The sequence below is a fragment of the Enterobacter sp. HG048 genome, assembly GCF_024702055.1.
In the GTDB taxonomy this organism is placed as follows: domain Bacteria; phylum Pseudomonadota; class Gammaproteobacteria; order Enterobacterales; family Enterobacteriaceae; genus Enterobacter; species Enterobacter dykesii.
The window spans coordinates 14,004-25,885 of the sequence record NZ_JANLIZ010000009.1; the positions used below are offsets into that span (position 1 = coordinate 14,004).

At 53.4% G+C, this 11,882-nt stretch carries 11 protein-coding genes; 7 read left to right on the plus strand and 4 right to left on the minus strand.

The window, feature by feature from the left end; genetic code table 11:
• Positions 1-15 precede the first annotated feature (15 nt).
• Entirely contained in the window at positions 16-1,494 is a 1,479-nt protein-coding gene (locus NUX24_RS12215; RefSeq protein ID WP_257831768.1) for a PLP-dependent aminotransferase family protein, read from the minus strand.
• 164 nt (positions 1,495-1,658) lie between these two features.
• Here NUX24_RS12215 and NUX24_RS12220 point away from each other — a divergent pair, with 164 nt between their 5' ends.
• Positions 1,659-2,114, plus strand: coding sequence for a GNAT family N-acetyltransferase (locus NUX24_RS12220; RefSeq protein WP_047651034.1), 456 nt, complete (start codon positions 1,659-1,661; stop codon positions 2,112-2,114).
• A 69-nt stretch (positions 2,115-2,183) separates the two neighbouring features.
• On the opposite strand, the gene NUX24_RS12225 is transcribed toward NUX24_RS12220, so the two are convergent.
• Positions 2,184-2,486, minus strand: a complete 303-nt coding sequence (locus tag NUX24_RS12225) for a helix-turn-helix transcriptional regulator (protein ID WP_045354132.1) — start codon at positions 2,484-2,486, stop codon at positions 2,184-2,186.
• A gap of 160 nt (positions 2,487-2,646) precedes the next feature.
• Between NUX24_RS12225 and fusA the strand changes: the two genes are divergently transcribed.
• Positions 2,647-4,746, plus strand: a complete 2,100-nt coding sequence (gene fusA, locus NUX24_RS12230; RefSeq protein ID WP_047651032.1) for an elongation factor G — start codon at positions 2,647-2,649, stop codon at positions 4,744-4,746.
• A gap of 35 nt (positions 4,747-4,781) precedes the next feature.
• Here the strand turns inward: fusA and NUX24_RS12235 are convergent, their stop codons facing one another.
• The gene (locus NUX24_RS12235; protein ID WP_032651999.1) at positions 4,782-5,354 is read right to left on the minus strand and encodes a flavin reductase family protein; all 573 of its coding nucleotides are present in this window, start codon (positions 5,352-5,354) and stop codon (positions 4,782-4,784) included.
• Between the two features lie 108 nt (positions 5,355-5,462).
• On the opposite strand from NUX24_RS12235, the gene nhoA reads away from it, so the two are divergent.
• A complete protein-coding gene (gene nhoA, locus NUX24_RS12240) occupies positions 5,463-6,308 on the plus strand; it encodes an N-hydroxyarylamine O-acetyltransferase (RefSeq protein ID WP_257831773.1) in 846 nt (281 codons plus the stop codon).
• A 38-nt stretch (positions 6,309-6,346) separates the two neighbouring features.
• Here the strand turns inward: nhoA and NUX24_RS12245 are convergent, their stop codons facing one another.
• Positions 6,347-7,276, minus strand: coding sequence for a LysR family transcriptional regulator (locus NUX24_RS12245; RefSeq protein ID WP_052119532.1), 930 nt, complete (start codon positions 7,274-7,276; stop codon positions 6,347-6,349).
• 154 nt (positions 7,277-7,430) lie between these two features.
• On the opposite strand from NUX24_RS12245, the gene NUX24_RS12250 reads away from it, so the two are divergent.
• The 4 genes from NUX24_RS12250 (at position 7,431) to citC (ending at position 11,859) form a co-directional block, all read left to right on the plus strand.
• Positions 7,431-8,519, plus strand: a complete 1,089-nt coding sequence (locus tag NUX24_RS12250) for a 4-oxalomesaconate tautomerase (RefSeq protein ID WP_257831776.1) — start codon at positions 7,431-7,433, stop codon at positions 8,517-8,519.
• A 74-nt stretch (positions 8,520-8,593) separates the two neighbouring features.
• On the plus strand, positions 8,594-9,838 hold the full coding sequence (locus NUX24_RS12255) for an MFS transporter (protein ID WP_047651027.1): 1,245 nt from the start codon (positions 8,594-8,596) through the stop codon (positions 9,836-9,838).
• Between the two features lie 71 nt (positions 9,839-9,909).
• The gene (locus NUX24_RS12260; protein WP_257831778.1) at positions 9,910-10,773 is read left to right on the plus strand and encodes a fumarylacetoacetate hydrolase family protein; all 864 of its coding nucleotides are present in this window, start codon (positions 9,910-9,912) and stop codon (positions 10,771-10,773) included.
• Positions 10,774-10,791: 18 nt separating this feature from the next.
• Positions 10,792-11,859 (plus strand): [citrate (pro-3S)-lyase] ligase, encoded by a 1,068-nt coding sequence (gene citC / locus NUX24_RS12265; protein WP_257831780.1) that lies wholly within the window; start codon positions 10,792-10,794, stop codon positions 11,857-11,859.
• The last annotated feature ends 23 nt before the right edge of the window (positions 11,860-11,882 follow it).

Consider the following 11,882-nt stretch of genomic DNA (forward strand, 5'->3'; position numbering starts at 1 on the left):
TACCCGTCGACGGCATCAAACATGATGGAAAATTGCGGCCAGTTTTTTTACAGCGTCTTCTATTTCCCTTTCCGTGTAAGCTGCAAATCCCATCAAAAAACCGGTGGACGCGGGGGGACCTGCATATAAATCGGTAAGCCCAAGCATATCAACACCCGCGCGGCGGGCGGCGGTGGCTATCTCTTTCTCGGATATGCCGTGCTTCAGGTGACAAGGCATTTGCATTCCGCCCGCAGGCGTTTCACAGGTGACATATTCGGAGAGATATTCGGCCATCATGCTTGCCAGCGCGTCTCGACGAGCAACGTAAATACTCCGCATCTTACGAACATAGGCGCCAAAATGGCCTCCCTCCAGAAATTTTGCCAGCGTCAGTTGGGTAATTGAGGCGGTGTGACCATCCATTAATGTTCTCGCCATGGTGAAGGGCTCTGTCAGTTCTGAGGGGACGATCGTGTAGGCAATACGTAGCCCAGGGAACAGAGACTTGGTGAACGTGCCGATATAAATTGTCCGGTTGGAAGTATCAAGCCCCTGAAGACTGGCCATAGGCTTACCTTCGTAGTGAAACTCACTGTCATAGTCATCCTCAATGATCCAGGCTCCGTAACGGTTTGCCCATTTAATAACCGCCAGTCGTCGGTCAAGAGAGAGCGTCACACCGGTAGGGTACTGATGAGAAGGCGTCAGGTAGATCGCCCTGGCTGGCTCGGTCAGAGAATTAAGCCCGTCAACCGAGATGCCTTTTTCATCAAGAGGAACCGGAATACAGCGAAGCCCTGCAGCGTTGAACGCTTTGTGCGCCCCTTGATAGGAGGGATCTTCAATGACAATGCCATCCCCGGCGTCCATCAGCACGTGGGAACAGAGCGCGAGCGCCTGTTGAGAACTTGTCAGAACGATGACCTGTTCCGCCCTCGCACGCGTTCCGCGCTCAAGGTTGACGTATTCCGCAATTGCCCGTCGCAGGCGCTCTATACCCTGTGGGGGACTTTGCTCTAATGCCTGATGCTGAAACTCCTTCAGGACCTGTCGCTGAAGACGCTCCCAGATCGAAATGGGAAACATGCGGGTTTCAGGAATGCCGGGCGCAAGGGGGCGAGGTGAAGAAAATTCGCGGATCCCGCCGCTTTCATAAACGATCTTTCCCCGGACGCTGAGTTTTGCTTTTCGTATCTCAGCGGTTGGCTGATGCTGTCGAGGACGGGGTTTTAAAAAACGCGCGCTGGAAGAGACGAAGCTCCCTCTGCCTGTTTGTCTCTCAATAAAACCTTCGGCATGCAGGCTGGAGTAGGCCGCTTCTATGGTATCCCGGGAAACGCTGAGAGAAGCCGCCAGAGCGCGTGAGGCAGGAAGGGCCTTACCGTGAGATAATACCCCTTCCAGTATTAGCGTCCGTATTGCTCTCTGGATCCTTTCATGAAGCGGTAGCGATCCGTTAGCGGGGTCGATAATCCATGCCTTAACCGTTTCTAGCTGCGCGTGCTTAAACATTACGTTGTCCACTTTCCCTCTGTGTCTTTTGATTCTAAAGCAATATTGCACGCAGAAGGATGAAAAATTGGTCTGCCTTGATGGCGAGAATTGGCGGGGCAAAACGTGCCATTCAGCGAATACACTCTTCCTGAAACGAATAAACGGGTGACCAAAGAGGCAATATGAATAATACGAGCGTGACAATTGAGGCAGTTAAAGAACATGATTTTGAAAGCTGGATGCCACTGTGGAGTAAATACCAGGAATTTTATAATGTCGACCTCTCTGGGGCCGTCACTCAACGAACCTGGCAGCGATTTTTCAGCCCCGTTGAGCCGCTATTCTGCGTGGTAGCACGATGTAATGGAGACATAGTGGGTTTTGCGCATTATCTTTTTCACCGCTCGACCTGGGCTGAGAGCGATTACTGCTACCTCGAAGATTTATACGTCTGTGAAGCCGTAAGGGGCAAACACATTGGCAAACAGTTAATAGAATATGTTCAGAGAGAAGCGAGAAAACATCATGCCAGCCACCTTTACTGGCATACGCATGAAGCCAATTATCGCGGGCAACGATTGTACGACTGGATTGCGAAGAAAAGTGGAATGATTGAATATCGTATGCAGGTTAGATAAATCCCTTCGCTGACGTAATGCCCCCTCAAATATGTACGGGGCATTTTTCAGGAAAAAACAGGCATGTCCTTATGATTTAGCCTGTAAAAGTATCTCCATCAGCCCTGGAAAACGGGCATCCAGATCCTCTCTGCGTAACGAAATCATGTTCTCCCGCCCCTGCGGGCGCTGCCAGATCACGCCGCTGTCGCGCAAAACGCGCCAGTGGTGTGTCATCGTGGACTTCACCACATCTTCCGGACGCAGCGCGTTACAGCTGAGTTCGCTGCCATCGGCGAGCCGGCGAATAATCGACAGCCGGAGCGGATTGCCGAGGGCAAACAGCACATTTTCCAGCAATATTTGTTCAGTTTCAGGGTGGTTTGGGATCATCGTATTCCTGCGTTTGGCGTCAGATTGAGCTATATCAACAATAGGTCAACCGTTAAAAGATAGTTCGATAATACTCGTACAATAGGACTATTATAGCAAACGAACGAATGCACGACCATCCTGGTCGTCACAGACAAGTCATAAGACTTAAGGAAATATCATGCCCCGACCCATCCCTCTCGAACGTTATCGCAACATCGGTATCTCCGCGCATATCGATGCCGGTAAAACCACCACCACTGAGCGCATCCTGTTTTACACCGGGATGAGCCACAAGCTGGGTGAAGTACACGATGGCGCGGCAACCACTGACTGGATGGCGCAGGAGCAAGAGCGCGGGATCACGATTACCTCCGCGGCCGTCAGCTGCTTCTGGCCGGGTATGGACAGAGGCTATGAACCGCACCGGATCAACATCATCGACACCCCGGGCCACGTGGATTTCACCATTGAGGTGGAACGTTCCATGCGCGTGCTCGACGGCGCCGTGATGGTGTATGACTCCGTGGGCGGCGTGCAGCCGCAGTCGGAAACCGTCTGGCGTCAGGCCAATAAATATCACGTTCCGCGTCTGGCCTTCGTCAACAAAATGGACCGTCCGGGTGCCGATTTCTTCCGCGTCGTACGGATGATGCAGGAGCGGCTGAAGGCCAATCCGGTGCCGATTGTCATTCCGGTGGGTGCAGAAGATCATTTCACCGGCGTGGTGGACCTCATCAAGATGCGCACCATTCTGTGGGACGACGCGACGCAGGGCATGGTGTTTACCTATGCGCCCGTGCCGGACGATTTGGTGAATACCGCTCAGGAATGGCGGGAAAAAATGGTCTCTGCGGCGGCGGAAGCCAGCGATGAACTTATGGACAAATACCTGGAAACCGGCGACCTGACAGAAGCGGAAATCATCAAAGGGCTGCGTATTCGCACCATCTCGGGTGAAATTCAGCCGATGCTGTGCGGCAGCGCGTTCAAGAATAAAGGCGTGCAGCGCATGCTCGATGCGGTCATTGAGCTTATGCCGTCGCCGCTGGACGTGCCGGCCATTGATGGCGTGGATGAAAAAGGGCAGCACGCGGAGCGTCATCCAAGCGATGATGAACCGTTCTCGGCCCTGGCGTTCAAGCTGATGAGCGATCCGTACGTCGGGCAACTGACCTTTATCCGCGTGTACTCTGGCGTGCTGCGCAAAGGCGACGCGGTGTACAACCCGGTGAAAGGGAAGAAAGAGCGCATCGGGCGTATCGTGCTGATGCATGCCAACGATCGCCACGAGGTGGACGAACTGCGCGCCGGGGACATCGCGGCCTGCGTCGGGCTGAAGGATGTGACCACCGGCGACACGCTCACCGATCCGAACGCCGTCATTACGCTTGAACGCATGGAGTTCCCGGACCCGGTTATCTCGCTGGCGATCGAGCCGAAAACTAAGGCCGATCAGGAGAAAATGGGGATCGCGCTGCAGCGTCTGGCGGCGGAAGATCCGTCGTTTCGCCTGCATACTGACGAAGAGTCCGGCCAGACCATTATCTCCGGGATGGGTGAGCTACACCTTGAGATCATCGTCGACCGCATGAAGCGTGAGTTTGGCGTCGAGGCGAACATTGGCCGCCCACAGGTAACCTACCGTGAAACCCTGCGTAAAACGGTGAAGGATATCGAAGGCAAATTTGTCCGTCAGTCCGGCGGTAAAGGCCAGTACGGCCATGTGGTGCTGAGCCTGGAGCCGCTGGAGCCCGGAAGTGGCTTTAAATTTGAAGATGCCACCAAGGGCGGCGTGGTGCCGCGCGAGTATATTCCGTCCGTTGAGAAAGGGCTGCGGGAAGCGATGAACAGCGGCGTGCTGGCGGGCTATCCGGTTGTCGATGTCAAAGCGACGCTGACGTTTGGCTCATATCACGACGTCGACTCCTCGGAGATGGCGTTCCGCATGGCGGCGATCCTCGGCTTTAAAGAGGGGGCCCGCAGGGCGGATCCGGCGATCCTTGAGCCGATCATGCACGTGGAGGTGGAAACGCCGGAAGAGTACGCCGGTAACATCATGGGCGATCTCTCTTCCCGCCGCGGCATGGTGCAGGGGATGGCGGAGCAGTACGGAAGCCAGATTATTCGCGCTGACGTGCCGCTGGCAGAGATGTTTGGTTATGCCACGACATTGCGCTCGATGTCCCAGGGACGCGCGACGTATACGATGGAGTTCCATCATTTTGCGGAAGCCCCGCGGAATGTTGCGGATGAGATTATTTCACGACGTGCGAAGTAATACGGTTACCCTCTCCCGGTAGGGGGAGGGTTTTCTCAATCCAGCGCCTTCACCATTTTTCCGCTCGCCACAAACGTCCCGGCGCCAAGATGATGCAGCGTATTCAGCTTATCCCCGTCAAACTGCCAGCGCCCGGCGATAAATGCGCGTTCATCGGCTGCCGCTGAAACCACTTCACCAAACAGGGTATCGTATTTTTCTGCCGCGGCTGTCACCGGGAGTAACCGGCACTCCATCCACGCCAGGCATTTTTCCTCAATCACCGGCAGGCCAAGCTCAGGACCGTTCACGACCGGGATCCCGTAGCAGTTAAATTTGTCTTCATCGCGTCCGCTGACGCTACCGACCGCGTATGTCCAGTTGGCCGCCGCCACGCCGGGGATGACGATGCCAAACTTCCCGCTGCGCTCAATCAGTTCACGCGACCAGGTGCTTTTATCCACGACTATTGCGATGCGCGGCGGTTCAAACTCAACGGGCATTGACCATGCGGCGGCCATCACGTTGCGTCTGTCCAGGCTTTCATCCCGACTGGTGATAAGCACAGTAGGGCCGTGGTTCAGCAGACGGCTGGCATGACGTAATTCAACAGGGCGAAAGTGGCTCATAGGATCTCCTCATCTACACCGATGAGTATGACGAAAAAGCACGGAAATCAAAGTGAGTGCGTAAAATTAGTTTATAAACAGAACATCACAATCAAAGGAAACTGATGCATGTCCCCATTCCTGACCGCCTATTTCGCCCGCATCGGCTGGACGCAGCCGACACGGGTGGATATCGATACCCTGCGCGCGCTGCATTTACATCACAACTGTGCGATCCCTTTTGAGAATATTGATGTTGTTCTGCCGCGCGAAATCCAGCTTGACGATCGATGCCTGGTCGACAAGCTGGTCACCGCACGTCGCGGAGGGTACTGCTTTGAGCAAAACGGCCTGTTCGAGCGCGTCCTGCGTGAGGTCGGGTTTGCGGTGCGCAGCGTGCTGGGGCGCGTGGTATTAGCGAATCCGCCGCAAATGCCGCCGCGCACGCACCGTCTGCTGCTGGTTGAGCTTAACGGTGAGCGCTGGATAGCCGATGTCGGCTTTGGCGGCCAGACGCTGACGGCGCCGATTCGACTGCTCGCTAATGAAGAACAGGAGACGCCGCACGGGCTGTATCGTCTGCTGAGCGAGGGGAACGACTGGGTGCTGCAGTTCCGTCACCACGAGCACTGGCAGTCGATGTACCAGTTTGACCTGACGACGCAGTATTTCAGCGATTACGTAATGGGGAATTTCTGGTCGGCGCACTGGCCGCAGTCGCATTTCCGCCATCATCTGTTGATGTGTCGCCATCTGCCGGACGGCGGCAAGCTTACGCTAACCAACTTCAACTTTACCCACTGGCGGAACGGCCATGTGGAGGAGCAGATCCATCTGCCGGATGCTGAGGCGCTTTACCAGCTGATGCAGGAACGCTTTGGGCTGGGCGTTGACGATGCAAAACACGGATTTTCGCTGGCGGAGCTGACGGCGGTAATGGCGGGCTTTGATACACATCCTCAGGCCGGGAAATAATACGCAAAGGGGCACAGGCCCCTTTACCGTTCCAGAATTTATAGCTGAGTAAACTTGCCGATCCAGGGGCTGCTGTTTTCGCCTGACCACAGATGTAAAATCAGCTCCCGGAATTTTTCCGCCGCCGGACTCAGGGTCGTTTCGCGCCGCTGCACGAGGCCCAGCGTACGCCTTATCACGGGTTCAATCAGTGGACGGCTGACAAGGACATGATGTTCGTCGGTCGGCATCGCCAGGCTGGGAACGACAGACACGCCAAGACCCGCTTCCACCATCCCCAGCGACGTTGACAGGTGACGTACTTCATAAAACCAGTTCGGTTTCCATGCCATCTTCTCGAACGCCTGATCGATAAGCGATCGGTTCCCGCTGGAGCGCCTTACCCCAATCAGCTTCATCCCTGCCAGATCGTCCCATGTTACCAGCGGTTTTTTCGCCAGCTCGTTGTCCCGTCGGCATGCCAGAACAAAGGGTTCGTTAACCAGCGGCGCAAAATCGATATTTGGATGTGTGACGTTTATCATATTTATGCCGAAATCTGCGTCGCCATTTAACACCGCTTCGAGACAATCGCTGGCACTGTGCTCAAGTATGCGGATACGGATGTTTGGGTAGTCATTGTTATAATCTCGTATCACTGAAGGCAGAAAATAGAAAGCGGCAGTGGGGATACAGGAAACGGTAATAACCCCTGCCTGATGCGTCGCCATCTCTTTAATACTCAGGACCGCGCTTTCATAAAAATCGATTAAATTCTTTGCCTTAGGTAAAAATTCTCTTCCCACGGTTGTGAGTTTGACGCTGCGCGTGGACCGTTCAAACAGCGTGGTCCCCAGGCTCTCTTCGAGCTTTTGAATTCTGCGTGTTAAAGCCGGTTGTGAAATGTGAAGAAATTGCGATGTTTTTGTAAAGCATCCGATTTCTGCAATTTTTACAAACGCTTGTATTCCCTGTAATTCATGCTGCATATCCGCACCTGATTATGGCTTGCCTATACCCACGGTAACGGAAGGGCTATTAATACGCAAAGCGTATTAATCCTGCTTTTTTTGACATTAGAGTTATCAACGGGAGTGTGAAAACCTTATTGCGTTCCTGATAAACGCGAAATGAGAAAAAGACATGTTAAAGATCCCTTGCGTATTAATGCGTGGCGGTACCTCAAAAGGTCCGGTCATTCTGGCCAGCGATCTGCCAGAGGAAACCGAAGCGCGTGATGCAGTTTTACTCAGCCTGATGGGCGCGGGGCATGAACTCGAAATTGACGGTATTGGCGGGGGAAGTCCGCAAACCAGTAAGGTGGCGATCGTCAGTCTGTCCGACAGTCCGGACGCGGATGTGGATTATCTGTTCGCACAAGTGATGGTGAACGAACGTCGCGTTGATACCACGCCTAACTGCGGCAATATGCTCTGTGCCGTGGGGCCCTTTGCCATTGAAAAGGGGCTGGTCAAGGCGCAAAGCCCGGTGACGACGGTGCGTATTCGCAATCTGAACACCGGAACACTGGTCGACGCGGAAGTGCAAACACCTGACTATCGGGTCGAATATGAAGGCGATACCCAGATCGATGGTGTGCCGGGTACAGCGGCACCGATTGGCTTAATCTTCCTGAATTCTGCGGGGTCGAAAACCGGAAAACTGCTGCCAACGGACAGCGTAACAAACGTGTTCGACGGGATTGAAGTTACCTGTATAGATATGGCGATGCCGATGGTCCTGATTGACGCCTCGGCGTTGGGCAAAACAGGCGGGGAGTCACCGGCAGAATTAGATGGCGACAGGGCGTTTAAAGAAAGGCTTGAGAACCTGCGTCGTCAGGCTGGCGCGGCGATGGGCTTAGGGGACGTGTCCAACAAAGTGATCCCTAAACCGGTTCTTCTTAGCCGGGCGCGTAACGGCGGCACGCTTCAGGTGCGCTATTTCATGCCGCATACTTGCCATAAATCACTGGCGATTACCGGCTCGATTGGTATCTCAACCGCGACGATTATTGAAGGCTCCGTCGCCGCTAAAATTGTTGCCGATCGTCCAAAGGAACGCTTTACCAACATTATTGATATTGAACACCCCAGTGGAAAAATATCCGTATCGTTGCTGAGGAACGGAAATAATATCGAAAATACCCGGGCTGCGGTTATTCGCACGTCGCGCAAATTATTTGAAGGCGTTGTTTGCGTGCCAGAAAAACTGCTCTCTGAAGTTGATTAAGTAAAGTCGTAACTAAAAAGCTAACCATCTTACAAAAATACACTCTGTACCTTAACTATAATACTGAGGTTATTATGGCGTTAACGCATGCTAACAATACCCTGAAAGCTCCCGACCCGGTAAAAGCCAGCGCGCATATTCGCGTCATTCTGGCGCTGGCCTTATCCGGGCTTGCGGAACTTGCTTCGTTGTTTTTTATTCAGCCACTGCTCCCGACACTTGCTGTGGAATATAATGTTCCGGTCAGCCAGGTGAGTATTATCTTATCCGCAGAAACAGCGTTGCTGGCAATTGGGCTGCTGTTTACCGGAACGTTATCCGATCGCTATGGCAGGAAGCGGTTAATTATCGTCTCCCTCCTGCTGGGCGGCATTCTGACGCTGCTCTGCCCGCTGGTAGAATCCTGGGCAATGCTGGTGGCGCTACGTGCGGTGATTGGTCTGGCGCTAAGCGGCATCGCGGCGGCGGCAACCGCCTACATCAGTGAAGAGGTCGCCCCGGTGGCGGCAGGTATTGTGACGGGATATTTCGTCTTCGGTAATTCGATGGGCGGAATGTCCGGGCGTATTGTTGCCAGCCAGCTGATCGATCACGTTTCCATCAATGTCATCTTTTACGGGTTTGCGGTCAGCCTGATTGCGGTTGCCATTCTGGTGAAGTTCCTGCTGCCAGAATCGAAGAACTTCACGCCTACGCAGAATCTTAATGTAATGCGCATGGTGAAAGGGGCGGCATCGCATTTCAAAAACAAAAATCTGGCGCTGGCGTTTGTTATCAGCTTCATTATTTTTGGCGCATTTACCTCACTTTATAACTATCTGGCCTTCTTCCTGAAAGGCGAGCCGTTCCATATTTCACCGGCAAACGCGGGTCTGCTCTCCTTTAGCTTCGCCCTGAGTTTCTTTACCGCTCCACAGGCAGGTCGCTTATCGGCGAAATATGGCGCCATGAAAGTCCTGCGCGTGCTGTTCCTGATAATGGCCTTAGGGATGCTGCTGACGCTGACGTCAAATGTCGTCACCTTTATTGTTGGCGCTGTGATTTTTACCGGCTGTTTCTTCGGCTGCCACTCTATCGGTTTAAGCTGGGTCAGTAAAAATGCAACGCATGCAAGAGGCCAGGCCGTCGCGCTCTATTTATTCTTCTACTACATGGGCGGTTCGGTTATTGGTTTTATCAACGGTTTTGTCTTCCACTCAATGGGCTGGCAGGGGATGACCGGATTTATTCTGGCATTACTGGGCGTGGGCGTTGTGGTGGCAACGTATCTGGCATCCGGTAATAAACAGGTACTGGTTCCAGCGCAGTCAGCTGAATAAATAGCATGGCAATGTGTTCACGCCTCCGGGCGTGAACACAGAATGAGCACGTATATCAAGCAGGTATTATTATGAAATTAGCAAGCTATATTCATCAGGGCCGTAAAAGTTACGGAATTTATACACAGTCCGGCATTATCGATCTGGGTAATAAAATCGGCCATCACTATGCGACATTAAAAGACCTTCTGCAATGGGATGCGGTTGACGTCGCCAGGCAATATCACGATTGCCCTGTGGATATGATGCCTGAAAACATTACCTTCCTGCCCGTGATAGAAGAACCGGGAAAGATATTCTGCGTTGGGATGAATTACGCTGAAAAAAGAAAAGAATTTGCCGAGACGAATAATGCTCCCACGCTGTTTATTCGCTTTCCTGATTCCCAAACCGGACATGCGCGGCCGGTTTTAAAACCGGTTCTCTCCAGCGAGTTCGATTACGAAGGCGAGCTGGCCGTAATCATCGGTAAACCCGGCTCCCGAATTGACGTCAATACCGCGCTCAGCCACGTGGCAGGCTACAGCTGCTACATGGATGGTTCCGTCCGCGACTGGCAGCACGCCTGGTTCACCGCTGGTAAAAACTGGAAGCAAACCGGTGCCTTTGGCCCGTATATGACCACGGCGGATGAGATCCCCGATCCTCACGCGTTGACCATTCACACCTGGCTGAACGGCATGCTGGTTCAGAATGACTCCACCGGCAGCATGATCCACAAAGTGGCGGATCTTATTGCCTACATCAGCACGTTCACCTCCCTCAGCGCCGGGGACGTCATCATTACCGGCTCGCCCGGCGGCGTCGGGAAAAAACGTAATCCGCCTCTGTTTATGCGCGATGGCGATCGCGTCGAAGTCGAAATTGAAAACATTGGCCGCCTGATGAACACCATCGTGGAAGCGCAACCCCAGCAGCAAGAATTAACCGTCTAGACGCTCAGGAGAGAGACGATGTACACCGCCACCACGCCAGAATTTGAGGTGATTAAAGCCGGTAACGCTCTGGCCAGAGAGGAGGTAGCCCGCTTCCTGGCCCGCAACGGTTTAGGCATTGATAACGATATTGAGCAATTTATCGCTGCGCGCTATCAGCGCCAGCTTGTCGCCTGCACCGGCATTGCGGGTAACACGCTGAAATGCATCGCCGTGGATGCCGGGTGGCGGGGCACGTCGTTAAGCCTGACGTTAATTCATGAGGCCGAGCTGCTGGCGGCACAAAATGGCGAACATCAGCTCTTTCTTTTTACCCGCCCGGATAACGTAAAGTCATTTCGCGGATGCGGGTTTTATCCCCTGGTGACGATCGAGAACTGTGCGGCGTTAATGGAGAATACGCCGGTTGGTATTCATCGTTACTGCAGCCAGCTGCGTCGTCATCATTTCGTGCCGGGGCAAAACACTGGCGCGATTGTGATGAACGCGAATCCGTTCACCCTGGGCCATCAATATCTTATTGAGCATGCGGCCAGCCGGTGCGACTGGCTGCATGTTTTCGTAGTGCAGGAAGATGTCTCCGCTTTTTCTTTTAAAGAACGGTTTGCGATGGTCAAAGACGGATCGCAGCATCTGCAAAATGTCACTGTGCATCCGGGGTCGGCATATATTATTTCTCGCGGCACATTTCCGGGCTATTTCCTGAAGGATAAGCAGGTCATCGATAAAGCCTATGCCGCTATTGACCTCATGCTGTTCAGAAGTTTTATCGCCCCCGCGCTGAATATTAATCATCGTTTTGTCGGTACCGAGCCGTTCTGCCCGTTAACCGCGGAATATAACCGGGCGATGCACCGCTGGCTGGAAGACGAAGCGTGTTCAGCGGCGCGAATCAGCGTACACGAAATAGAAAGAAGAACGGATGGCAACAATGTGCCGGTCTCAGCTTCAGCCGTTCGTCGTTTATTAGATGAAAACAAACTCACTGCTGCCAGCCGCATGGTGCCAGCCACCACGCGCGCGTTTTTGAATAAAGAGGTACAGCATCAGCCTTGTTTATCTGAACCGATGTCGGCAGCGGTTTAAACGCGTTATCACAGGAAAAATGA

Bases quoted from the DNA above. Each gene is read 5' to 3' on its own strand.
- NUX24_RS12260 (WP_257831778.1), top strand. From the start codon at position 9,910: ATGAAATTAGCAAGCTATATTCATCAGGGCCGTAAAAGTTACGGAATT.
- NUX24_RS12250 (WP_257831776.1), top strand. From the start codon at position 7,431: ATGTTAAAGATCCCTTGCGTATTAATGCGTGGCGGTACCTCAAAAGGT.
- citC (WP_257831780.1), top strand. From the start codon at position 10,792: ATGTACACCGCCACCACGCCAGAATTTGAGGTGATTAAAGCCGGTAAC.
- NUX24_RS12245 (WP_052119532.1), bottom strand. From the start codon at position 7,276: ATGCAGCATGAATTACAGGGAATACAAGCGTTTGTAAAAATTGCAGAA.
- NUX24_RS12225 (WP_045354132.1), bottom strand. From the start codon at position 2,486: ATGATCCCAAACCACCCTGAAACTGAACAAATATTGCTGGAAAATGTG.
- NUX24_RS12255 (WP_047651027.1), top strand. From the start codon at position 8,594: ATGGCGTTAACGCATGCTAACAATACCCTGAAAGCTCCCGACCCGGTA.
- NUX24_RS12215 (WP_257831768.1), bottom strand. From the start codon at position 1,494: ATGTTTAAGCACGCGCAGCTAGAAACGGTTAAGGCATGGATTATCGAC.
- nhoA (WP_257831773.1), top strand. From the start codon at position 5,463: ATGTCCCCATTCCTGACCGCCTATTTCGCCCGCATCGGCTGGACGCAG.
- NUX24_RS12235 (WP_032651999.1), bottom strand. From the start codon at position 5,354: ATGAGCCACTTTCGCCCTGTTGAATTACGTCATGCCAGCCGTCTGCTG.
- NUX24_RS12220 (WP_047651034.1), top strand. From the start codon at position 1,659: ATGAATAATACGAGCGTGACAATTGAGGCAGTTAAAGAACATGATTTT.
- fusA (WP_047651032.1), top strand. From the start codon at position 2,647: ATGCCCCGACCCATCCCTCTCGAACGTTATCGCAACATCGGTATCTCC.